The 25,109-nt window shown below is 69.9% G+C and carries 10 protein-coding genes; 6 read left to right on the top strand and 4 right to left on the bottom strand.

Annotated elements, in window-relative coordinates:
- Positions 1-39 precede the first annotated feature (39 nt).
- The 3 genes from OG892_RS38475 to OG892_RS38465 all read right to left on the bottom strand — a co-directional run bounded on the left by OG892_RS38475 (position 40) and on the right by OG892_RS38465 (position 12,058).
- Entirely contained in the window at positions 40-1,716 is a 1,677-nt protein-coding gene (locus OG892_RS38475) for an NAD(P)/FAD-dependent oxidoreductase (RefSeq protein WP_073733843.1), read from the bottom strand.
- Complete coding sequence (locus OG892_RS38470; RefSeq protein WP_371631499.1) at positions 1,706-11,131, bottom strand: amino acid adenylation domain-containing protein; 9,426 nt, start codon at positions 11,129-11,131, stop codon at positions 1,706-1,708. The genes OG892_RS38475 and OG892_RS38470 overlap by 11 nt, the downstream gene beginning before the upstream one ends.
- 93 nt (positions 11,132-11,224) lie before the next feature.
- Positions 11,225-12,058, bottom strand: coding sequence for a sterol desaturase family protein (locus tag OG892_RS38465; RefSeq protein WP_371631757.1), 834 nt, complete (start codon positions 12,056-12,058; stop codon positions 11,225-11,227).
- A 578-nt stretch (positions 12,059-12,636) separates the two neighbouring features.
- Here OG892_RS38465 and OG892_RS38460 point away from each other — a divergent pair.
- A complete protein-coding gene (locus OG892_RS38460; protein WP_073733845.1) occupies positions 12,637-13,230 on the top strand; it encodes a TetR/AcrR family transcriptional regulator in 594 nt (197 codons plus the stop codon).
- The gene (locus OG892_RS38455) at positions 13,227-14,063 is read left to right on the top strand and encodes an alpha/beta fold hydrolase (RefSeq protein ID WP_371631498.1); all 837 of its coding nucleotides are present in this window, start codon (positions 13,227-13,229) and stop codon (positions 14,061-14,063) included. Before OG892_RS38460 ends, OG892_RS38455 begins: the two co-directional genes overlap by 4 nt.
- Before the next feature lie 104 nt (positions 14,064-14,167).
- Here OG892_RS38455 and OG892_RS38450 read toward each other — a convergent pair whose 3' ends face one another.
- On the bottom strand, positions 14,168-17,566 hold the full coding sequence (locus OG892_RS38450) for a CARDB domain-containing protein (RefSeq protein WP_371631497.1): 3,399 nt from the start codon (positions 17,564-17,566) through the stop codon (positions 14,168-14,170).
- Between the two features lie 526 nt (positions 17,567-18,092).
- Here OG892_RS38450 and OG892_RS38445 point away from each other — a divergent pair.
- From OG892_RS38445 to OG892_RS38430, 4 genes are all read left to right on the top strand, one after another.
- The gene (locus OG892_RS38445; protein WP_371631496.1) at positions 18,093-19,844 is read left to right on the top strand and encodes a ricin-type beta-trefoil lectin domain protein; all 1,752 of its coding nucleotides are present in this window, start codon (positions 18,093-18,095) and stop codon (positions 19,842-19,844) included.
- A 162-nt stretch (positions 19,845-20,006) separates the two neighbouring features.
- A complete protein-coding gene (locus OG892_RS38440; protein WP_371631495.1) occupies positions 20,007-20,642 on the top strand; it encodes a DUF1707 domain-containing protein in 636 nt (211 codons plus the stop codon).
- Between the two features lie 211 nt (positions 20,643-20,853).
- Positions 20,854-24,081 carry an alpha-L-rhamnosidase gene (locus tag OG892_RS38435; protein WP_371631494.1) on the top strand — a complete coding sequence of 1,076 codons (3,228 nt, stop codon included), beginning with the start codon at positions 20,854-20,856 and terminating at the stop codon, positions 24,079-24,081.
- 50 nt (positions 24,082-24,131) lie between these two features.
- Entirely contained in the window at positions 24,132-25,061 is a 930-nt protein-coding gene (locus OG892_RS38430) for an LLM class F420-dependent oxidoreductase (RefSeq protein ID WP_371631493.1), read from the top strand.
- The last annotated feature ends 48 nt before the right edge of the window (positions 25,062-25,109 follow it).

Genomic DNA, 25,109 nt, shown 5'->3' with positions numbered 1-25,109 from the left:
CCTCCGCCGCAGACGTCTTCGTCTCACTCCTGTCTGTCCTCACGAGCCGGTTCCCTCCTTGGAGGACCACCGGTCGAGCTGGGGCAGCTTGCCCAGTCTGTCCGGGTGCCAGGGGGTGGTGCCGCCGCTCTCCCACGCCTTGAACGGGAGACCCAGTTCCTCGCACAGGTACTGGGTGGCGAAGCGGCCGGTGGAGGCGGCACGGATCAGTCCGCCCATGCCGACCCACTGGCCGGCCATGGAGAAGCCGCTGAGTCCGGGCAGCCGCATCCGGTCCTTGCCGACCAGGCCGGCGGACACGTCGTCGGCTTCGGAGAACGCCTTCCAGGCGAGGATCGAGCCGTTGTGGTTTCCGGTGTAGCGCCGGGTCGTCGCCGGTGAGGCCACGTCCACCAGGTCGATCCGCTCGGCCGTGCCCGGCCAGAGCCGCCCCAGGAACCGCCGTACGAAGTCGGCCACCTTGCGTTTCTGCGCCCAGTAGGCCTTGCGGTCGCTCTGGCGCAGCGCCTTCCAGTAGGTGTAGTCGCTGAAGTAGGTGCAGTGGACCACGGACTTGCCCGGCGGTGCGAAGCCGTCCGAGTAGCGCGAGCGCAGCTGGACCACCAGGCTGTTCTGGAGTGCGCCGGGCAGTTCGGCGGCCTCCTCCGGCGCCAGCAGGTAGGTGGTGCTGTGAGCGTCCCCGGCGGGGAGATCGCCATGGACGCCGACGAACGCGGAGACGACGGCGGGGAACAGCGTTCCGGGGCGCTCCAGAAGTTCGGTGTAGAGCTTGTCGATCCTCGGGCCGGTGTATCTGCCTCCCAGCAGCTCGTAGACGGTGGTGTGCCCGTCGGCGGCGGAGACGATGTGATCCGCGTAGTACCTCCTGCCGTTGCGCAGCTCGATTCCGACGGCCCGCCCGCTGTCCACCAGCACCCTCTCGGTACGGGCGCGGTAGGTGACCGTCCCGCCGAGCCCGGTGTACCGCTCCTCGACGGAGCGGGCGAGGCCGAGCGAACCGCCCTGCGGGAAGCCCGCGTTGCCGTGGTAGGCGCTGGCCATGTTGAAGAGGTACGGGAGCAGGGGGAAGCCCTCCGGGTCCTGGAAGAAGATGTTCCGGAAGGCTCTGCGCAGCAGCGGGTCCTCGAACCGGTCCGCGAACCGGTGCATCGGGGTGGCGGCGGTGCGCCAGAAGAGGCGGAACGCCGGCAGTACGGTGCGCAGTGTCGCCGCCCGTTCCCGTACGGTCCGCAGGGCCGGCGCGGTCAGGAACGGGTACAGCTCGATCTCCGTGAACCTCCTCAGGTCACGGCAGAAGGAACGGATCAGGCGCGCGTCGGCGGGCGATACGCGCAGCAGGTGTTCCTCCAGCCGGGCCGGGTCGTTCCAGAAGGTCACCGACCTGCCGTCCTCGTCGACGACCTTGTTGAACAGGTCGAAGTTCCTGACGGTCTTGCCGTCGAGCGCGCCCAGCTCGCGCCAGACCTGGTTGGCGTCGTTGCCCGCGGCGGTGCCGATCAGCCACTCGATGCAGTAGTCGAAGAGGTAGCCGTCGCGGGACCAGGCCGTGCAGCATCCACCGGGCAGCACGTGTTTCTCGAAGATGCGGGTCCGCATCCCGCTCATCTGCGCGTAGCAGCCGGTGGACAGGCCTGCCACTCCCGCGCCGATGACGATGACGCGGGGCGCGCTGCCGGGTGTCCGGTGCGGGCTGTCCCAGTCGTCCTCATCCGGCATGGTCGGCGTCCCCCGTGAGAAGGGCGCGTACCAGGGCGGCGTTGCGCGGGAGGTGTTTGGGGTCGAGCATGTCGGCGTGGGTCCCGGAGCCCCGCAGGACGTGGGTCCCGCCGGTTGAGCTGCCGTGCCAGGTTCCGGGGGCGCCGGGGGCGTAGAGGCCCGCCTTCTCCTCGTCGGTGACGACGCCGACCGAGGCCGCCACCGTCCCGGTGTTGGGGGTTCTGCCGCAGAAACCCACATACTCGGCCGCGTGTTCGAGGACGGTCTTGGCGACGATCTCCGAGCCGGTGTGCTGGTACAGATGCCGGCCCAGCTCCTCCTCGAAGATCCTTACGCCCTCCTCGCCCGGCTCGTACGTCTCCAGGATGCGGCGGGAGTCCAGCACCACGACGTGGGAGACCTCGCGCCCGCGTGATTCGAGCTCCTTGGCCACCTCGAACGCGAGGTTGCCGCCCAGCGAGTACCCGAGCAGCCGGCAGGGGCCCTCCGGCCCGACGGACTCCACCAGATCCGCGTACCGGGCGACCTTGTCGTCACCGGGCACATAGTTGAACGCGACGATCGGGTACGTCAGGAGCTGCGCCGCGAAACCGCGGTAGACGAGCGCGTGGCCGCCGGCCGGGGGGAAGCAGAAGACGGGCTGTCCCGGCCCGGGGTTGAAGGTGAGGTACGGCAGCTCCTCCGAGGTCGTGTTGTTGACGAGGTCCGCCACGGCCGCGGCCATGCCGTGCAGGGTCGTGGCCTGGTACAGGCGGCTGACCGGGACGCCGATGCCGAACTCCGTCCGCAGGTGGTGGATCAGCTCGATCAGCTTGATCGAGCTGCCGCCGGATTCGAAGAAGTCGTCCCCGAGCCCCGCCCGGTCCATCCCGAGCAGCGCCTCCCAGTGCCGGGCCATGCTGAGTTCGTAGAGGGTCACCGGTGCTTCGTACGACTGCTGCCGGTCCGTGCCGGCCGGTACCGGGAGCGCGGCGACATCCACCTTTCCGTGCGCGGTGAGCGGCAGCTCCGGCAGCTCGACGACATGGGACGGCACCATGAAGGCCGGTACCGCTCCCGCGAGATGGCGGCGCACGGCCCGCCGGTCCAGTGTCCGTCCCGGCTCCGCCACGCAGTACGCGCAGAGGATCGGTTCTCCGGCCGCGTCGGGGCGGACGGCCACCACGGCGCGGGCGAGGCCCGGCCAGCCCGCCAGGTGCGATTCGATCTCGGCGACCTCGATCCGGTGGCCGCGCAGCTTGACCTGGTGGTCGCTGCGTCCGAGCAGGTGCATCCGGCCGTGCGTGTCCCAGCGCGCCACGTCGCCCGTCCGGTACAGCCGTACCGGTGCGGCGCCCGGCTCGCGGCTCAGTTGCCGCGTCACGAAGCGTTGCGCCGTCTGTTCCGGGTCACCGGCGTAGCCGATCGCGACGCCCTCGCCGCCGATCCACAGCTCGCCCGGCACGCCTGGCGGGACGGGTTCGCCGTGTTCGTCCAGGACATGGAGTGTGCTGTTGGCCAGCGGGCGGCCGATCGGCACCATGAGACCTGGCTCAAGACCGTCCGCGGGCCCTTCGAAGAAGGCGCTGTCGATGGTGGCCTCGGTGACGCCGTAGGAGTTGATCACCCTGGTACCGGGACCGCACAGACCGCGCAGCCGCTCGTACTCCGCCACCTTCCACGCATCGGAACCGACCACCAGCAGGCTCATGAAGTCGAGCCGTTCGCCAGCGCGCTCGCAGTGGTCCATCAGGCCCCGTACGACGGCGGGGACGAACTCCGCGCTGTCGACCCGTTCCGTCCGCATGGTGCGGTACAGGCGGCTCGTGTCGAAGATCAGGTCCCGGTCGGCCAGGACCAGCCGGCCGCCGGAGCAGAGTGCGCGGACCAGGTCGCCGGTGAACACGTCGAACGAGGGCTCGGCCATCTGGAGGTGGACGCGTGCCGCGTCCGCCAGCCGGTACTCCCCGGACCATGCCGCGTACGCCGAGACGAGGCTGCGATGGCTGACCCGCACGGCCTTGGGACGGCCGGTGGACCCCGAGGTGTTGATGACGTAGGCGGGCGCGTCGAGGTCGGTGCTCCCCTGCGGCGCGGGCCCCTCGGTCTCCGTGGCGCCCAGCCTCGCCGGGGTCAGCACGGTGGCGGGCAGGCCCTCGGCCCACGCGGCGCGCGTGTCGTCGACGACGATGAGGGCGGCCTGCGCGATGCCCAGTACGTGGGCGACGCGCTCCGCGGGCTGGTCGGGGTGGACCGGCAGGTAGGCGCCGCCCGCCCTGAGCACCGCGAGGAGGGTGACGACCAGTTCCGGTGACTTGTCGAGGCAGAGCCCCACGACGGAACCCTGGGTCACGCCCAGCTCGCGCAGCCGCCGGGCCCTGGTATCGGCCCTGCGGTCGAGCTCTCCGTATGTGAGGTGTTCCGTGGGGCCCCGAAGGTCGGGCACGGAGACGGCGACGGCCTCGGGGTGGGCGCGGGCGATGTCCCCGATCAGCTGGTGGACGGTCCGGTCACGGCCGGGTTCCCGTCCCGCGACGGCCGGCAGCCGGGAGGATCCGCTCCACTCGGTGACCAGTTGCTCGCGCTCCTGGGCGCCGAGCATCTCCAGCCTCGGAGTGGGCAGTCCGGCGGGCGCCCGCGTCATGCTGTCCAGCAGCTGGACGTAGTGCTCGGCCATGCGGCGGACGGTCCGGGGCAGGAAGAGGTCGGTGTTGTACTTGAGGACGCAGTGGAAGCACCCCTCCGCCTCGTCCTCGTAGACCGACAGGGTGATGTCGAACTGTCCTTCCTCTTCGGGGAGTTCGATGTACTCCAGGCGGTAGCCGTACTGCTCGGTGGCCACCTTGTGGGTGAGCAGGATGAACATCGCCTGGAACACGGCCGAACGGCTGGGGTCGTGCTGGAGGCCCAGCTCCTCGACCAGCAGGACGAACGGGTACTCCTGGTTGTCCAGGCCGTTGAGGACCGTCCTGCGGACCTGCTCCAGCAGCTCCGCGACGGTGGGGCCCGCGGACAGGTCCGCGTGCAGCGGCAACGGGTTGACGAAGTAGCCGTAGACCGAGGAGAACTCCTGGTGGGTACGGCCGGTCACCGGACTGCCGACGATGACATGGTCCTGGCCGGAGTAGCGGTGCAGCAGGATGTAGTAGGTGCTGAGCAGCACCATGAACGGCGTCACGCCGTGCTCCTGTGCCAGCGCGTGGACCCGGGCGCTGAGCTCCGTATCGAGCACGAAGAACTCCGAGGCGCCGTTGTGCGTCTGCACGGCGGGCCGGGGGCGGTCCACCGGCAGGTCCAGGAGCGGGACCTCCGCGGGCAGGTGGGAGCGCCAGTACTCGAGCATTCCGCCGGCCTCGGGTCCTGCCAGGAACCGGTTCTGCTGGTTGAGGAAGTCCAGGTACCGGGCGCCGACGGGCGGCAGGGCGGGTTCCCGGCCCTGCTTCAGCGCCTCGTACACGGCGAGCAGTTCCTCGATGAAGGTGAACGTCGAGATCGCGTCCGAGACGATGTGGTGGACGGCCTTCATGATGACCCAGCGGCTCGGCCCGCGCTTGAACAGCCTGAACCGCACGAGCGGGTCGCGTTCGAGGTCGTACGGCTTGCGGTACTCGCGGATGATCGTGCGCCGGATGTCCTCCCAGCCCTGGCCCTGGACGTCGAACAGGCCGAGGTCGGGCTCCGTGCCCGAGGTCGTGCGCTGCACCGGCAGGCCTTCCTCCAGGTGGAAGTTGGCGCGCAGCGCCGGATGGCGCGCGACGAGCCTGCGCACCGCCTCGAACATCAGCTCGGGTTCGATCTCGGCGCGCACCTCCACCGCGCCGCCGATGTTGTAGGCGTAGCCGTCGGGGTTGAGCTGCTTGAGGAACCAGAGCGCCTTCTGGTTCTGGGTCAGGGGGTGGTTCAGCTCGTCGGTGAACACCTCGACGGCCGTCGCGTCGCTCTCCCCCGCGCCACCGGCCGCGACCCGTTCGGTCAGGCCGTCGTACAGCCGGCCGGCCAGTTCCTCCACGGAGGTGCCGCTCAGCAGGGCGACCACCGGCAGGGCGATTCCGAGATCGGCCTGTGTCCTGGCGCGCAGCTCCATCGCGAGCAGCGAGTCGAGCCCCAGTCCGGTGAGCCCGGCCGCGGGGTCGATCTCGTGCGCCGCGGAGCGAAGGACCGTGGCGGTGATCGCCGTGAACCGGTCGATGACCAGTCGGCGGCGGTCCGCCTCTCCCGCGTCGCGGAAGGCGTCGAGGATTCCGCCTCCCTCCTCCGCGGTGTGTTCCTGAGCGGCCGCGGCCAGTTCGGTGACCAGCGGCGGCGGGGAGTCGTACCAGGCCAGGAAGGTCTGCCAGTCGACGACGGTGGCGACGAGCAGTTGCGCCCGGTCCTGTCCGATGACGCGTTCCAGGACGCTCATCCCGGCTTCCGGGGACAGCGAGCTCATGCCCCGGCTGTGGAGGTAGTGGTCGACCAGGCCCAGTTCCTCGATCATTCCGGTGGCCCAGGGGCCCCAGTCGAGGCTCAGCGCCGGCAGGCCCTGCGCGCGCCGCCGATGGGCCAGCGCGTCCAGAAAGGCGTTGCCCGCGGCGTAGTTGGTCTGGCCCGCGGTCGTCAGCAGTGAGGCGATCGAGGCGAAGAGGACGAAGTGTTCGAGCGGTTCGTCGCGCAGGTGCTTGTCCAGCAGGTACGCCCCCACGGCCTTCGGGTCGAGCACCGCGTCGAACGTGGTGCGGTCCATGTCGGGGACCAGCCTGTCCCGCACCTGGCCCGCGAGGTGGAACACGCCGCGTACGGGCGGTGCCCCGTCCCGCCGGTGCGCGTCGAGCCAGCCGGTCAGCGCGTGTTCGTCGGTCACGTCGACCGGCGCGAGGACCGTCTGCGCGCCGGCGGCCTCCAGCTCCTTGAGGAGGGCCACGGCCCTGCCCTGCGCCGTTGCCGGGTCGGTCTCCTGCCAGGTGTGGCGGTCCGGTACGGGGGTCCGGCTCATCAGGATGAGCCGTCGGGCGCCGCGCTTCACCAGCGTCCGGCACAACAGTCGGCCCAGGGCGCCGAACGCCCCGGTGACGAGATAGCTTCCGTCCGCCCGCAGGCGCAGCGGCAGTGGCCTGGTCAGTCCTTCGGCGGGCCGGATGCGGCTGGTCGCCCGGCGGTCGCCGCGCAGCCCGATCTCTTCCTCGTCGTCAACGAGGAACTCGCGCAGGAGTGCCTCGGCGTCCGCCCGGACGCCGGGTGCGCCGGGCTCCCGTGCGGGGTCGAGGTCGACCAGTTTGCCCCGATGGCCTGCCAGCTCCTGGTGCCTGAGTACGCGCGTGACGCCCCAGGCGGGCGTACCGAGCGGTTCGGTCGGCTCGCCCGGTGAGACGGGCTGGGCTCCTCGGGTGACCACGTGCAGCCGTCCGCCGGTCTGCCGGGCCAGCAGGATCCTGGCGAGCGCGACCAGGGAGTAGGCCCCGGTGTCCGCGGCCCGCACCACATCCTGGCGCCCGGCGGCGTCGATGCCGGGCTGATCCAGGTTCCACAGATGCACGACCGTGCCGCGGAAGGCCTCACCTTCGCGGTCCAGTTCGGTGAAGAGCTGTTCCAGCCGGGCGGCGCAGTCCGGTGCGGCGGGCAGTTCTCCGCCCCGCTCCGGCCCGTCGCCGGCGTCGTCCAGCCATACGGTGCGGCAGCGGTCGCCGCGCGCGGTCACCAGCTCCGCGAAGGCGTCCCCCACTCCCCCGTTGTCCGCCAGGACCAGCCAGTCCTGCGGCTCGCCCGTGCCGGATCCCTCGGCCGCCACCCCGGAGGCCGCCGCCCAGGGGCGGTCGGTCCAGACGGGCTCCGCGAGCCAGGAGTCGATGGTGCTGCGGGAGACGGCCCCCGAGGCCTTCTCCACGTCGGCCGCGCGGAATCCCCGCATGCGGCCCAGCGCCGTCCCGTCCTCGGCGTACAGCGCGAGATCACCCACCAGCGCGTCCCCGTCGTGGCGGCGCACCGTGCCGTGCACCCACAAGGTGCGGTCGCCCACGGGGGAAACGCTCATCTCGTCGAGCGACAGAGGTAACCGGATGCCGGTGCCCGGCGCCGGTGTCTCCCCGGTCAGGAGCTGCGGCGTCAGCAGAGCCTGGAAACAGGCGTCCAGCAGCACCGGGTGGATGTGGTGATCCGCGGCCCCGCCCCCGATCGCCGCGGGCGGAGTGATCCGGGCCAGCACCTCGTCGGCGCCGATCCAGACCTCCTCGATGGCCTGGAAGGCGGGACCGTACTGGTAGCCCAGCGCGGCCAGCGCGGTGTAGCACTCCTGGTTGTCCAGCCGGCGCGGGCACCGTTCCCTGATCGGGTCCGCGTGCAGCGGTGCTCCGGCCGAGCGGCGCTGCGCGGTACGGACCACCCCACTGGCGTGCACCACCCGCTCCGTCTCCGGTCCGGCCGCCGCGGACGCGACGACGAAGCCGCCGTCCTCCAGCGACACGGAGAGGTGGACCGTGCGGGCGTCGTCCTCTGCCAGGAAGAGCGCCTTGCGCAGATCGATGTCGGCCAGCACGACGTCCGTGCCCCCGGTCAGCTCCCGCACGGCCTGTGCGGCCATCTCCAGGTATCCGGCCGCGGGGAAGACCACGGAGTCCTGGATGCGGTGGTCGGCCAGGTACGGCAGCCTCTCGGTGTCGAGCCGGGCCTGCCAGGTCGGTTCTGTGTGGTCCGTGCGGCGGCCCAGCAGAGGGTGATCGAGCCGGCCGAGGCGGATCTGCGCGACGGCTCCCGGCTCTGTCCAGTGCCGGTCACGACGCCAGGGGTAGCGGGGCAGCGGGACTGTGCGCCCCACGGGCTGGAGTACGTCCCACGCGATGTCGAACCCGTTGTTGTGCAGGGTCGCCAGGGACACGGCGAAGCGCTCGGGTTCGTCCTCCGCGCGGCGCACCGACGGTACCGAGACGCCCGTGCGGCCCTTCGCCTCCAGGCATTCGCGGATGGCGTGTCCGAGGACCGGATGGGGGCCGATTTCGAGGAACAGCCGGTGGCCGTCGTCGGCCAGCCGGTCCACGGCCGCGTGGAAGCGCACCCGGTCGCGGACGTTCTTCCACCAGTACCCGGCGTCCAGCTCGACGCCTTCCGCGACGCCCTCCTGACCCGTCAGGTGAACCGGAACCGTCGCCGGGCGGGGCTCGATTCCGGCGAGCGCGGTGAGGAGTTCGTCCTTGATCCGGTCCATGGCGGCACTGTGGTAAGGGACCTCCACCGCAAGGAACTTGGTGAAGACCAGTTCGGTGCGCAGCTCGTCGGCCAGCGCGGCCAGTGCCGTCCCGTCCCCTGCCAGGGTGACCGAGGCGGGGCTGTTGACGGCGGCCACGGAGATCAGGTCTCCGTAGGGGCGCACCCGGCGATCGGCCTCGGCCTCCGGCAGCCCGACGGCCAGCATGGTGCCTGTTCCGGACAGGGTGTGCTGGAGCCGGCTGCGGTGGACGGCGATCCTGACCGCGTCCTCCAGCGAGTAGACGCCCGCCTCGTAGAAGGCGGCGATCTCGCCGGTGCTGTGCCCGACCACGGCGTCCGGGTGGATGCCGTACGAACGCCACAGGGCCGCCAGTCCGATCTGCACGGCGAAGTTGGCGGGCTGCGCGAGCCAGGTCTCCGCCATCCGCGACCGGCTCTCGTCGGCCGCCATCTCGTCCATCAGGGACCATCCGGCGATCTTCCGGATCTCCCGGTCGCACGCGGTGACCGCGTCCCGGAAGACCGGCTCACTGGCCAGCAGGCCGCGTCCCATGGCCCACCACTGCGGGCCCATACCGGTGAACACCCAGACCAGGCGGCGGTCCGGGGTATCCAGCTGTCGCCCCTGCACCACCCGGGGATGCGGTTCGCCCCGCAGACAGGTGTCCAGCGCCTCCTCCAGGGATTCCCTGGAGGAGTAGACGACGGAGAGACGTGATTCCAGGTGCTGGCGCCGGTGGGCGAGTGTGTGGCCGAGGTCGTCGAGTGCGACGGCGGGGCCGTGCTCTCCGGCAAGCTCGCGGCTGATGCCCCGCGCCAGCTGCGGGAGGGCGTCCGGGTGACGTGTGGTCAGGGGCAGGATGCTCCAGCCGCGCTCCTGCGGCGGCAGGACGGGCCGGGCAGCCGGCGAGGGCCGGGCGGTCTCTGCGCGCGCCGTGTGCGCGGGTGCCTCCTCCAGGACGGCGTGGGCGTTGGTCCCGCCGAAGCCGAAGGCGTTCACTCCCGCCCGCGCGGGGCCCTCGTGTTCGGGCCAGTCCGTCACCGTGGTGGGGATGTCGTACGGCGAGGAGCCGCGGTCGATGGCCGGGTTGATCCTTTCGAGGTTGATGTGGGGCGGGATCCGGCGGTGCTTGAGAGCGAGGGCGGTCTTGATCAGCCCGGCGATGCCGGCGGCTGATTCCGTGTGCCCGATGTTCGCCTTCACCGAGCCGACGTAGCAGGCGGCGCCCGGGGCGCGCCCGATGGCGAGTGCCCGGGACAGGGCGTTGGCCTCGATCGGGTCGCCCACCGGCGTGGAGGTGCCGTGCGCCTCCATGTACTGCAGGTCGCCGGGGGTGATGCCCGCCTCGGCGCAGACCCGGCGCACGAGGGAGACCTGGGCCTCCCCGTTGGGAACGGTTATGCCGTTGGTCCGGCCGTCCTGGTTGACTCCGGTGCCGGCGATCACCGCGTGGATCGGGTCCCCGTCCCGCAGCGCGTCCTCCAGCCGCTTGAGCGCGACGAGGCCGACGCCCTCGGCACGTACGTAGCCGTCGGCCGAGGCGTCGAAGGTACGTGAACGCCCTTCGGGCGACAGGAATCCGCCCTTCGTCTCGGCGATGGTGTACTGCGGTGCCATGTGCAGGAGCACTCCGCCCGCGAGCGCGAGACCGCTCTCTCTTCTGTTCAGGCTCTGGCACGCCAGGTGGACGGCAACCAGGGACGAGCTGCACGCGGTGTCGACCGAGAGGCTGGGGCCGCGGAAGTCGAAGGAGTGCGAGATGCGGTTCGACACCATCGTCATCATGGTGCCGGTCGCGGTGTGAGCGGCGAGTGTCTGGAAGCTCAGGTCGGCGAACTGCAGGATCTTGTAGTCCAGCGTGAACGCACCCACGTATACGGCCGTGTCACTGCCTGCCAGTTCGGCGGGCCGTTGGCCGCCGTCCTCCAGGGCCTCCCAGGCCACCTCCAGGAGCTTGCGCTGCTGGGGGTCCATGTGGTCGGCCTCGCGCGGGCTGATGCCGAAGAAGGCCGGTTCGAACTCGTCGAAGCCCTCGATGTATCCGCCCCTGCCGCCCACGAGGCGGCCGGGCTTGTCCCGGTGGCCGCTCCTGAGGGTGGTGACGTCGTAGCGGTCCGCGGGTGTCGGGATGACGCAGTCCTTGCCGTCCAGCAGGTTCTGCCAGAAGGCGCGGTGGTCCGATGCCTCGCCGGGAAAGCGGCAGCCGATACCGATGATCGCTACTTTGCCCGTAGAAGCGTCATTGATCGCGTCAGCCAAGTTCGCACACTCCTCATCAGGTGGTCACGCTGCCGGGAGGCAGCGCCGAAGTCTGTGGTGCGGGGCCGGGCCCCGGGGTCGGACGGTCTCGTCTCAGGCCCCCTTCGCACGGCGCCACGGATGGAGAAGGCTTCCGAGGATCTCGCCGGTTCCGGGGAAGGAGGCGGGATCGCAGAGACCGACCGCGGCCGGCTCGCGCCCCGGCCGCCAGGTGAAGCTCCCGAAGAGGTGGTCCCAGCACGACAGGTCGGAGCCGTAGTGGCCTGCCTCGGACAACTCCGTGCTGTGGTGCAGACGGTGCTGTTCGGGGCTGGCCAGAATGTGGTTGAGCCTGCCGATGCGCACGTCGATGTTGGCGTGGACGAAGTAGCCCTGTGCGGCCACGAACAGACCGGTGGCGAGCACGGAGCGACTGGAGAATCCGGCCAGTGCCAGGGTGAGCTGGACGGCGCCCTGGGCGAGGACGATGTCCAGTACGTGATTGACGCCGTTGTTCGCGACGTTGACCTTCTGCGGTACGTGGTGCACCCCGTGGAGCCGCCACAGCAGCGGGTTGGCGTGCCCCAGTCGGTGTACCAGGTAGCTGGCCAGCGAACCGCTCAGCAGGGCGGCCGGGATCTCGGCCCACAGCGGGAGCGCCGGATCGGCGGGTGAGATCCTCCCGACCGCGGTCGTCACGCCGAGCTGTGCCAGCGCGCTCGCGGCCATGGTGAGGAGGAAGTAGACGCCGTACCAGCGCCATTCCGCCCGGCTTGGATGCCAGTCGCGCCGGTGCGGGATGAGCCTTTCCAGGGCGGCCAGGTAGATGAGGGTGCCCACCAGGAAGAGCGGGCTGACCCGGCCGGGATCCCAGTCCAGGATCAGCGAACTCGCGGCCACGCAGAGGGTGGCCGCAAGGAGCAGCGGATAAGCGAGGGAACGGAGAATCTCCTGGGGATGGACCCTCGTCGATAATCGTCGCGCGGGCCGGATGCAGCCGTCGGCGCGCCGTTCGTATTCGTACACCCGAAACACCTCCGTGGAAATGCTGACCGACCGCGCCACCTGCGCCGCCGCAAGGGGAACCAGGGCTTTCGACTTCGCGCGGAAGCCGAAATCCCCAGGGGCGTACGGAAAATGAATGGCAAGCACCCACGCACCCTTGAGGGCGAAAGTGGGTAGCCGAGAATTTCAACTGGTTCGATGAGGTGACCTCTTATGAGGCGTCCCGCACGAACCCGATACATCCTTGTCCGCCTGCAGCGGCTTCAATCCTCGACCGGTGACTTGATGAGATTCCCCCCGAGCGCCTCGACTGATCTTCAACTCATTGAACCGGACGTTCGGTCCGGAAGAAATAGGGAGAGGCCCCGCTGTCGCCAATGTGGGTTACTTAGTATTCTTTTCGTTTCTTTCAGACTCACCGGCGGACTCACGGCGACCGACCCCGGCGACACGGAACCCGGGTTGCCGAACCTAGGGGCCCTAGGCTATATCTAGACCCATTAGGACCTTGGGGAGGACACATGGTGCGGGCCGGGCTGACAGTCGAACGGGTGACGATCGCGGGCGCGGAACTGGCCGACGAGGTCGGTCTCGACCGGGTGACCATGTCTCAGGTGGCGCGGCGGCTCGGGGTGAAGGACGCGAGCCTCTACACGCATGTCCGCGGTCTCGAGGATCTGCGCGGGCGGATCGCCCTGCTCGCGGCGGACGAGAAGACCATGCGGATCGCGGAGGCGACGGCCGGGCGGGCGGGCCGGGACGCGCTGGTCGCGTTCGCGGACGCCTGGCGGGAGTACGCCCACGAGCATCCGGGCCGCTACATGGCGACGCAGACCCCCATCGAGATCGATCCCGAACTGGCCGCGAAGGCACCCGGACCGCGGCGCGCGGTCGAGCTGACCTACGGCATGCTGCGCGGCTACGGACTCGCGGAGCCCGACCTGACCGACGCGGTCCGGTTGCTGCGCAGCACGTTCCACGGCTTCGTCGCCCTTGAGGCGGCGGGCGGCTTCGGGCACGCGCGTTCACCTCAGCAGTCCTGGGTGCGGGCACTCGACGCCCTGGACACCCTGCTGGAGCACTGGCCCCCGTCCCGGGAAGGGGACGCCGCATGACCGAACCGACCGTGGGCAGCCTTCGCGTGGACGGCGCGACCCTGCACTACGAGGTGCGCGGGCACGGGCCGCTCCTGCTGCTGATCCCCGGCGGGACGGGCGGCGCGGCGTCCTTCGACCCGATCGCCGGCGAGCTGGCCGCCGAATACACCGTCGCGACCTACGACCCCCGCGGCATGTCGCGCAGCACCCTGGACGACCCCGGGGCCGGGCAGTGCGTGGCCGAGCACGCCGACGACGCCTTCCGCCTGCTGCGGCTGCTCTCCCCCGGTGGGCCCGCCCGTGTCTTCGGCTGCAGTTCCGGCGCGATCGCCGCCGTGCATCTGCTCACCGCCCGTCCCGCGGCCGTCGAGCGGGTCGTGGCGCACGAGCCGCCGATGGTGGAGGTCCTCCCCGACGCTCCCGCGCATCGCGCACTCGTCGCGCGCGTCACCGAGACGTTCCGCGTGGACGGGATCGGTCCGGCGATGGCGGCCTTCTCTGCGGGGCTGAAGAAGGCCGGTGCCACCGACGAGCCGGTCGCCGCGGTCGAGCTGCCACCGCAAGCGGCGGCGCGGGCCGAGCGGACGATGGCGGACCTCCCGTACTTCGTCGGACGCATCGTGCCCGCGTTCATGTCCTACGTACCGGACGTCCACCGGCTCGAAGCGCTGTCGGACCGGCTGGTGCTGGCGTGCGGCCGGGACTCACGCGGCGAGCTGCCCTACCGTCCGGCCGCCTTGCTGGCCGAGCGCCTCGGCACGGAACTCCGGCACTTCCCGGGCGGGCACACCGGGCTCAGCACGCATCCCGCCGAGTTCGGCGAACACCTCCGCGAGGCCCTCCGCGCCTGAAGGCAGGGGCAGGGGGTGATGGCTGCGGACACACGCGCCTGCGGCCGGCACGCGCCGACGGCGTGCCGGCCGGAGGCCGGGTCGTGTCCGGTACGGGACCGGAGCTACTTCTTGGCGGACGCCTCACCGGCGCTGCCGTTGATGACGAACTGTGAACCGGGTTCGACCACGACATCGCCGTCGGCCGAGCCGCTGATGGTCACATCGGTCAGAGTCGCACTTCCCCTGGCCCCTCCCATGGCCAGGATTCCCGACCCGTTGACGGAATTGTCGATGTGGACGTTCGAGATCTTCGCGCCGGGCACGGACCCGCCGCCCGACTTGAACTGGATGCCGTCGTAGGTCGAGTCGTGGATGTCGGTGTCCCGGATCGTGACGCCCGGAATGTCCTGACCGGACGCGAACAGTGTGATGGCCCCGAACTCCTGGGCCTCGCCCCAGAACGCGCCGCCCGTACGGAAGAGCTCGTTGTTGGCGATCAGCGTCTCCCCGGAGAACGGCAGCGGATCGTGGTCCGTCGCCAGCATGATGCCGGGGTAGTTCATGGTGTCGGAGACGATGTTGTTCTCGATCGTGTTGCCGTAGCCGCCGTAGACCGCGATGCCGTTGGCCCGCCAGGGCAGCTGGATCGTGTTGTTGCGGAAGTGGTTGTCGTGGCCGACGTCCACCGACGGGTTCTTCACGTACTTGCTCGACCACACGGCGAGCGAGTCGTCCCCGGTGTTCCTGAAGGAGGAGTTGAACACCGTAGAGTTGCGGGTCCCGTTGGCGAAGTTGATGCCGTCCGCGTAGGTGTTGCGAATCCGCATCCCGGTGAACTCGACACCGTCACCGGGTCCCCAGAGGTCCGGGATGTTGTCGTAGTCGCGGCCGACCCACACGCCGACGTTCGCGTGCTCCAGCCACACATTGGTGATCTTGGTGTCCTTGCCGAAGCGGCCGTTGAGACCGACGCCGCCCTCGGCGTTGCCGTCACCGCCCCGGATGGTGCCGGAACCGAAGATCGCGATGTCCGAGATCTTGGTGTTGTCGTCGATGTCGAAGCCGAAGTTCCCCTCGTGCGGGTGGTTGATGCCGCCCGCGTCCTGCGGCGCGGTCAGCGTGTACAGCTGCGAGTGCCACATCCCGGCACCGCGGATCGTGACGTCACTGATGCCCACCTGGTTGTACTGGCCCCGGTTCAACGGGTCGTCGGTGAGGATCTTCTGCTCCTGCCGCCACTGCCCCGGCGGAATCCACACGCAGCCGATGTCACCGTTCTGGTTCGCCGTCACGGCCCGCTGGATGGCGTCCGTGTCATCGATCCCGTCGTTCGGGACGGCTCCGTAGGTGGTGATCGAGGTGCATCCGGCCGGCTGTGCGATCGCCGGTGCCACCTGCTCCAGGTCGACGAGGTCAACGATGTAGAAGGACGCCGAGTCGCCCGCGTCACGCTGGAGCCGGAACTTCGTCCCCGCGGGGTAGGTCTGGCCCAGCAGTGCGTTGGACTCGTCGAACATCCGGCGGGCGTCACCGCCGGGCCGGTTGGTCAGGCCCTCGGGGCTGTCCGTGTCGCCGTAGAGCCAGCTGTGCTTGGAGGAGAGGGTCAGCTTGCGGGCGAAGGTGCCGTTGACGTACAGGCTGAGCGTGGCCTCCGACCCGCCGCCGCCCGCGGCGTCGGGGATGGAGTTGCGGACCACGATGGAGTTGGACGGGACGGTCGAGGTGACCTCGACGTACTCTCCGGTGGTGTTGAGCCGCACGGACTGGCGGCCGGAGGACTCGGTGGCGAAGTTGGTGTGGCCGAAGGTGCGCTTCTTGTCAGAGGTCAGCAACGTGCCCCGGTAGTCGCCCTTCTCCGCCTCGTACTCGGTGTACGGAACCGCGGCGCCCCGACCGACGACGATGGAGCGGGAGTAGACGTTGTTGTTCTCGTTCGTCTCGGCGACCGTGCCGGTCGCGTCCGCGGTCGCGGTCAGGTTCGCGCCACCGCTCTTCGCGGTCCAGCTCCCGCTGATCGGCACGGTGACCGTGGATCCGGCGGGGACCGCGCCGGTCGTACCGTTCAGCGTGGTGCTCTCGACGAGAAGACGGGTGACCGTCGGCGCGCTCACAGCGGTGGTTCCGCGGTTGTGTACGGACACGGTGAACGTGACGGCGGAGCCCACCGCGGGATTAGTCGGGCTGGAGGTGATGCCGACGACCTCCAGGTCGGGGCCGGGGCTCTGCGAGACCACGAGCTTCGAAGCAGCGGTACGGCTGTTGTTGGTGTTGTCCTGCTCGATGACCGTGTCGGTCGGGTCGACCGCGGCCGAGACGCTGTACGTGCCCATCGGCCGCTTGCCGACATCGACGGAGACGGTGTCCGACGCACCGGCTGCGAGGGCGCTCACCGGTGCGCTGCCGGCCACCACGCCTTCCAGGCTGACATCGACCGTCGTCGCTGCGGCCGGCGCCGTACCCGTGTTGCGTACGGTGGCGGTCACGGTGACGTCGTCGCCCTCGGAGGGCGAGGCAGGCGACCACTTCAGTTCGGAGACGGTCAGGTCCGGGTTGGGCGCGGCGGTGCCGACGACCTGGATCTCGGCGACCTGGGCACCGGGAGCGCCGGTGTTGGAGAAGAACTTGAGCTGGACGTCGGCGTACCGGCCGGTCACCGGGATCGTCACCGTGTTCTCGTTGCCGGTGGGACTGAACGCGTAGTCGGCCCGGTCCTTCAGCGAGGTGAAGCCGGTGGCGGACTGGGAGCGGCCGAGGACCTGGAGACCCTGGGTGCGGGCCGCCCAGGCCTGGTCCGGGGAGAGCTTGACGACGACGGCTTCGAGGTCGGCGTCCGCGCCGAGCTTCACCGTGAGCGTCGAGGGGTAGCCGTTCGACTCCCAGTACGTGCCGGTCTTGTCGTCATTGGCGTTGGCCGCCACGAAGTTCTGCGTGGACGAGGAGGCCGCGATCGGCTTGTTCAGTGCCAGATTGGAACCGACGGTCACCGGCGGGCCGGGGTCGTCGCCCCCGCTCGTCCCGTAGACCTCCACCTGGGAGAGCTGTGCGGCGTTCCAGCCGGTGTTCGCCGTCACCTGCACCCGGATGTAGCGCGTCTGCTTCGCGGTGAGGCCGATGGTGACGGTGTTGCCCGCCGATGGTGTGAACACCCGCGCGGCCGACGCGGACAGCGTGCTGTAGCTGCTGCCGTCGCCGCTGCCCTGGACGGCGAGCGTCTGGGTCCGCGCCTCCCAGGTGTTCGGCAGCTTCAGCACCACCTGGTCCACGTCGAACCGGGCCCCGAGGTCGATCCGCACCCACTGCGGGAACGTCCCCGGGCTCTCCCAGTACGTCTGCTGGCTGCCGTCGGTGACGTTCGACGCCGAGTAGGCACCGCTCGATGCGCTGGCTGTCGCCTGCTTACCGAGGGCGAGGTCGGGACCCGATACGGCCGCCGAGGCCGTGACCGGCAGGATTCCGACCGTCATCAGTGCGGCTGTCACCGCGCCGATGAGGAGCCGCCAGCTGAATTGCTTCCATCTCATGCTGTCCTCTGTTCCGTGGGGCTGCGGGACCGGGAGGGCACGACGACGCGTCACCGACCGCACGACGCGCGGTGCGTCATGCGGTCGGTCAGGGCCGGGGTGTGGGCTGCCGGTGCACCGATGGAGGGACGATCAGGTACGCCGGCAGAAGGGAGAGCGAGCCACCTGCCGGAAAACTCACGCTCATTGCCTAGTATTTTGAGTGATCTGGTCAACTTTTTGCGGCGTTGAGGTGACAGGTTTCTAGCAGGTCACGCTTTTGTCAACGGTTCTCGCATCGTCACTCACCGCCGCAGGCACCCGGCTGCGCCTACCACCGACCCACCGGTGGGCCATACATCGGATCTCAGTGCGATGAATCTGCGCACGGTCACCCGACATCACGAGGTGTCAGGTCACTTGTGATCGAATTTGATTGACTCATCATGATTTCGAGCATCTCTTGACATGCACCGGCTCATGCATTGCACTAACAGCTCCTATCTTTGTCATGCTCAAGCCGAGTGGTAGGAGTACCGGCACCGTCATGAAGAGAACCCAACGACTCCATGCGTGGAAGACGATCCTGACCGCCGTAGCCGCCACCGTCGCGCTGGCAGGCACCGTGACCGCACCGACGGCAGAGGCGTCCCCCACGGCGACCAGCCCGAACGGCACCCCGCTCGCACTCACACCCCCCATGGGGTTCAACAACTGGGCGCGCTACGGCTGCGGAACCAACGTGCCGAACAGCGGGGACCAGGGTCCGAGCCGCCGGCTGATCCTCGATCAGGCCCAGGCGCTCGTGGATACCGGCCTCGCCGCGAAGGGCTACGACACCGTCACCGTCGACGACTGCTGGAGCACCATGGCGCGTGACGCCGACGGCGGTCTCACCGCCGACACGAGCAAGTTCCCGGGCGGCATGGCGGACCTCGGGACCCAACTGCACTCGATGGGGCTCAAGTTCGGCATCTACGGCGACATCGGCACGACGACCTGCGGCGGCTTCCCGGGCAGCTGGGGCCACTTCCAGCAGGACGCTGACCTCTTCGCCTCCTGGGGCGTGGACTTCATCAAGCTCGACGGCTGCAACATGCCGTCCTCCGCGAGCAGCGCTGCGGGATACATCTCGGCCTACGACGACTTCGCCGCCGCGATGAAGGCCAACGCCTCGGGGCGCGACATGGTGTTCTCCGAGTCGTCCCCCGCGTACTTCTACATCGGCGCGTCCGATCTGTCCGACTGGTACGACGTGATCGACGGGGCCTCGAAGAGCGGGCAGCTCTGGCGCGGGGGCTACGACGTCAAGATGCACAACATGGGCGGATCCGCCTGGGACAAGGACACCAACGGTGCCGGAGTCATGGCGCAGTACGCCTACAACTCACCGCTCTCACGCTATGCCGCGCCCGGCAGCTGGAACGACCCGGACTTCCTCATCCCCGGCGAGGCCCTCACCGACGAGGAGTCCAGGTCCCAGTTCGCTCTCTGGTCGATGATGGCCTCGCCGCTGATCCTCAGCACGGACGTCACCTCCCTCAGCCCCGAATCCCTCGCCACGGTGGGCAACGCGGACATCATCGCCATCGACCAGGACCCCCTCGGGCGACAGGCCGGAATCGTCTCCCGCGACGGCACCGTCGACGTGCTGGCCCGGCCGCTGGCCAACGGTGACCGCGCCGTGTCCCTCCTGAACCGCGGCTCCACGGCCGTACGGGCGAGCACGACACCGGCCGATATCGGCTTCCTGGGCGGCGACGGCTGTTCCGTCTCGGTCAAGGACCTCTGGACCGGGGCCACTTCGACCACGTCCGCCATCGGCGCCACCGTGCCCCCGCACGGCACGGCCGTCTTCCGCGTGACTCCCGGCGCGGGCTGCACCGGCCAGCAGCCCACCGGCCAGATCACCGGCATCGGCGGGAAGTGCGTCGACGACAGCGGCGCGGGTACGGCATCGGGCAACCCGGTCGTCCTGTACAGCTGCAACGCCGGCGCCAACCAGCGCTGGACCCTGCCGGGCGACGGCACCGTCCGCACCCTGGGCAACTGCCTCGACGCGAAACACCGGAGCGACAGCGCGTACACCGGCTACTGGGCCGTGCTCAGCCCCTGCGACGGCAGCGCCACCCAGAAGTGGACGTACAAGCGCAACGGCTACCTGGAGAACGCCGGAGCGCCCGGACGCTGCCTCGACGCCTACGCCTCACGGACCACCGACGGCGATCCCCTGATCGTCAACACCTGCGCCAACTCCCGCCCCAACCAGCAGAACCAGGTCTGGGCCCTCCCCGGTTAGCGAGGCGTCCCGATCCAGACGTGCCCGCCCGGACCGACGGCCGCGACCGCCCGGCCGCCGGATCCGACGGGCCGCGGCTCTGCGTTCGAGACGTCGACGTGACTTGGCAGGAGTGTGATCGTCGGCGTTGCGGCGCTCCGGGCGGTGCACCAGAATGCCGGTATGACGGGTGAACTCAGGCCGACGGGCGACTCTTCCGGATCCAGCGCGAGGCCCGACATGCGGGCATCGGACCGGGACCGGGACCAGGTCGTGGAAATCCTCCAGGTCGCCGCGGGCGACGGCCGGCTCACCGCCGCCGAGCTCGACGAGCGCCTGGACGCGGCACTGTCCGCCCGCACCGCCGGCGAGCTGGCCCGGCTGACCGCCGACCTGCCCTCGGAAGGGATGCCTCCGCAGGCCAAGGATCTGGTCCGGATCGACCAGCGGTTCGGTGATGTCTCACGCACCGGACGCTGGCTGGTTCCGCGCCGTATGGAGATCCGCCTGATGTTCTGCGACGCGAAGCTCGACTTCACCGAGGCGCTGATCACCCACAGCACCTTGCATATCGATGTCGACCTGCGGATCGGGGGGAATCTGATCCTGGTGACCAGGCCCGGGATCGTGGTCGACGCGGACGGCCTCGAACGCAGCAGTGGCGATATCAAGATCCGCCCGGCGTCGGAGGCCGACGTTCCCACCGCCCTGCGGGTGCTCGTGGCCGGACAGTCCCGCGGCGGCGACTTCACCGCCCGGCCCCCGCGACGGAAGCTCTCGGAGCGGTTGCGTCGCACACCCGGTCAGCCCGGCCGCTGAGCCGCAGCCTTGGCTGCTACAGACCTCTGATCGATTGAAACCGTTCAATCGGTGAACTCACGTATACAGCAGCGGACATGAGCGACGCGCGCCCAATCAAGGCTCCGTCAAGAAACTCCCTGCACGCTCATTGACCCACACCTTACGCGCCCCTACGTTCAGCTACGTCCACTCTGTGAATCGATTCATCACTTCTGTGTGAGGGGCCGCATTGATCAGCAGGCGGAACATCCTGACGAGCGCCGCTGCCACGGTGGGCGCCGTAGCAGCCGGAGTCGCACCAGCCGCGGCGGCTCCGACGCCGGCGCCTTCCCGGGCACCCGTGAGCCGCGGTGCGTCACGCGTCACCGCGCCGACCGTCGAGTACGTGTCGCACCCCCTGGGCCTGGACGCGCAACACCCGCGGCTCAGCTGGCCGGTCGCCTCGGACGAACCGGACGTCCGGCAGAGCGCCTATCAGGTCCGGGTCGCGTCCAGTGCGGCCGGCCTGTCGCACCCGGACGTCTGGGACAGCGGAAAGGTGATGTCCGACGAGTCCGTCCTCGTCCCCTACGCGGGGCCGGGACTCAAGCCGCGCACGCGTTACTTCTGGTCCGTGCGGGTATGGGACACGGCCGGTGGCGAGTCCGGCTGGAGCGCGCCTTCATGGTGGGAGACCGGCCTCATGGACCCCGCCGAGTGGTCCGCCGCCTGGGTGTCCGCTCCCCCGGCCCTCACCGACGCCCCCTCGCTGGAGAACAGCTCCTGGATCTGGTATCCCGAGGGGGACCCGGCCAACAGCGTTCCGGAAGGCACCCGTTGGTTCCGGCACTCCGTCGATCTCGCGGACGGGATCACCGCGGCGACCCTCGCCATCAGCGCGGACAACGTGTACGCGGTCTCCGTGAACGGCACCGAAGTCGCGCATACGGACCTGGCGACCGACAACGACGGCTGGCGCCGACCCGCGGTGATCGACGTCCTCGCGCAGCTGCGTACCGGAACGAACGTCCTCGCGGTCTCGGCGGCCAACGCGAGCGAGGGGGCCGCAGGGCTGATCGCCGTACTCGCCCTGCGCACGGCCTCCGGCGAACAGAGCATCGTCACCGATGCCTCCTGGAAGTCGACGGACGAGGAGCCCGCCGACGGCTGGCGCGGGCCCGGCTTCGACGACAGCGGCTGGCCGGCGGCGAAGGAGGCCGCCGCGTGGGGAGCCGGACCGTGGGGCAAGGTCGTTCCGGCCCTGTTCGCGGCCAACCAGCTGCGCCACGAGTTCGAGCTGCCGCGCAAGAAGGTCGCACGGGCCCGGCTGTACGCGACGGCTCTCGGCCTGTACGAGGCCCATCTCAACGGCCGCCGGGTGGGGCGCGATCAGCTCGCTCCCGGCTGGACCGACTACCGCGAGCGCGTCCAGTACCAGACGTACGACGTCACCGCGCTCCTGCGGCCCGGTGCGAACGCCATCGGCGCGTATGTGGCGCCGGGGTGGTACGCGGGCAGTGTCGGCATGTTCGGGCCCCATCAGTATGGTGAACACCCGTCTCTGCTGGCCCAGTTGGAGATCGATTTCACGGACGGAACAAGCAGGCGCATCACGTCCGGTACGGACTGGCGGGCCGCCGCCGGGCCGATCCTCTCCGCCGACCTCCTCGGCGGAGAGACCTACGACGCGCGCGAGGAGACCCCTGGCTGGACCTCGCCCGGTTTCGACGACCGCGCCTGGTCCGAGGTCAGCGGCGCGGACGAGGACGCGCCCCGCCTGATCGTCGCGCAGGTGGACGGCCCGGTACGGGTGGCGAAGGAGCTTCCCGCCAGGAAGGTGACCGAGCCCTCGCCGGGTGTCTTCGTCTTCGACCTGGGCCAGAACATGGTCGGCTCGGTGCGGCTGCGCCTGTCGGGCGACGCGGGCACGACGGTGCGTCTGCGGCATGCCGAGGTCCTCAATCCCGACGGCACGGTCTACACCGCGAATCTCCGCAGCGCCGCGGCAACCGACACCTACGTCCTCAAGGGCGGCGGCTCCGAGACGTACGAACCGCGCTTCACCTTCCACGGGTTCCGCTATGTCGAGGTCACCGGTCTGCCGAGCACTCCCCCGGCCGGTGCGCTGACCGGTCGCGTCATGCACACGTCCGCCCCGTTCACCTTCGAGTTCGAGACCGACGTCCCCATGCTCAACAAACTGCACAGCAACATCACCTGGGGCCAGCGCGGCAACTTCCTCTCCATCCCCACGGACACGCCCGCACGCGACGAGCGTCTGGGGTGGACGGGCGACATCAACGTCTTCGCGCCGACGGCCGCGTACACGATGGAGTCGGCCCGCTTCCTCACGAAATGGCTCGTGGACCTGCGCGACGCCCAGACCGCCGAGGGCGCCTTCACGGACGTGGCCCCCATCGTCGGCAACGTCGGCAACGGCGCGGCCGGCTGGGGCGACGCGGGCGTCACCGTCCCCTGGTCGCTGTACCGGGCGTACGGGGACCGGCAGGTCCTTGAAGACGCCTGGCCGTCCATCCGGGCCTGGCTGACGTACCTGGAGAAGAACAGCGACGGCCTGCTGCGGCCGGCCGACGGCTACGGCGACTGGCTGAACGTTTCCGACGAGACGCCGAAGGACGTCATCGCCACCGCGTACTTCGCGCACAGTGCCGACCTCGCGGCCCGGACGGCCACGGAGCTGGGCGAGGACCCGGCGCCGTTCCACGACCTCTTCTCACGGATACGCACGGCGTTCCAGGCCGCGTACGTCACCGCAGAGGGCCGGGTGAAGGGCGATACCCAGACGGCGTACGTTCTGTCCCTGTCGATGGACCTGCTGCCGGACACCCTGCGCACGGCAGCGGCGGACCGGCTCGTCGCGCTGATCGAGGCCAAGGACTGGCACCTGTCGACGGGCTTCCTCGGTACGCCCAGGCTGCTGCCCGTCCTCACCGACACCGGGCACACCGATGTCGCCTACCGCCTGCTCCAGCAGCGCTCGTTCCCCAGCTGGGGCTACCAGATCGACAAGGGCTCCACCACCATGTGGGAGCGATGGGACTCCATCCAGCCCGACGGCGGCTTCCAGACCCCGGACATGAACTCCTTCAACCACTACGCCTACGGTTCGGTCGGTGAGTGGATGTACACGAACATCGCAGGCATCGCGGCGGGCCGGCCCGGCTTCCGCGAGATCGTCATCCGTCCTCGGCCGGGCGGCGACGTCACCTCGGCCCGCGCCACGTTCGCCTCGGTCTACGGCCCCGTCTCCACCCAGTGGAAACTGCGCTCGGGCGGCATCGATCTGCGCTGCACCGTACCTCCCAACACGACCGCCGAGGTGTGGGTCCCCTCGGACTCCCCGGACTCCGTCGCCCACGCCCGCGCGACGTTCCTGCGCGAGGAGGAAGGCTGCGCGGTATACCGGGTCGGCTCCGGGAGCCATCATTTTGCCAGCTGGGACGCCCCGTCAGCGTGACTCCGCCGTAAGGTAGTTGTCCCATACATCTCATAGAGGGAGACACTCTTATGCCGATCCCGCTCGGACTTGGCCTTCCGCAGATGAAGCAGTACGACATCGGCCGCGACGTGCCCGATGTGGCACGGGCCGCGGAAGCGGTCGGCTACGAGAGTCTGTGGGTGTTCGAGCGGGTTCTGTTTCCCGAACCGGCCACCCAGGGGCTGTACGGAATCCCGGGCCTGGCCTGGCCCGATCACTACCGTGGGGTCGCGGACCCGTTGATCACCCTGACGCTGGCCGCCGCGGCCACCGAGCGCGCCCGGCTCGGCAGCAGCGTTCTCGTCGCGCCGCTCCACATCCCCTTCCAGCTGGCCCGCTCGCTCGCCTCGCTGGACGCCGCCAGCGGTGGCCGGGTGGTCGCGGGGCTGGGGACGGGCTGGTCACTGGACGAGTACGCCGCCGCGTCCGTCGCCCCCTTCGAGCGGCGCGGCGCGGTCCTGGACGAACTGCTCGACGTGTGCGCGGCCGTCTGGGGTCCCGACCCCGTCTCGTACGAGGGGACCCTGACCACGATCGCCCCGTCCGTGGTGGGGCCCAAGCCCGCTCGCCCCATCCCGGTCCTCCTCGCGGCGAGCGGCCCCCGGGCCATTCGCCGGGTGGTGGACCGGGCGGACGGCTGGATGCCCGTAGCCATGGGGGCGGCGGCCCTGGCCGAGCAGTGGCAGCGGGTGCAGGAGGCCGCCACCGAACGAGGGCGTGAGCGGCCGCTCGCTGTCTGCGCCCGTGCCAACGCGCGGTACAGCGTCAAGCCGGTGGAGGGCGACGCCCGTCAGCCGTTCCACGGAAGTGTGGCGCAGATCGTCGAGGACCTGGTGGCACACGCCACCACCGGCGTCACGGAGATCATGCTGGACCTCCAGGGCACCACGCGTGACGCCACGGAGCTCATCGATGTGGCGACCGAGGTGTACGAGGCCGCGCGGGCGGCGGGGGTCTGAGCCGGTCCGTCCGGGGCTCGTTGTCGTACCCCTGTGGCAGGGTTTTTG

Origin of the sequence: Streptomyces sp. NBC_00341 (genome assembly GCF_041435055.1) — a bacterium.
Taxonomy (GTDB): Bacteria; Actinomycetota; Actinomycetes; order Streptomycetales; family Streptomycetaceae; genus Streptomyces.
The sequence above is the reverse complement of the archived record's forward strand: the minus strand, read 5'-3'. Positions and strand labels throughout refer to the sequence as shown.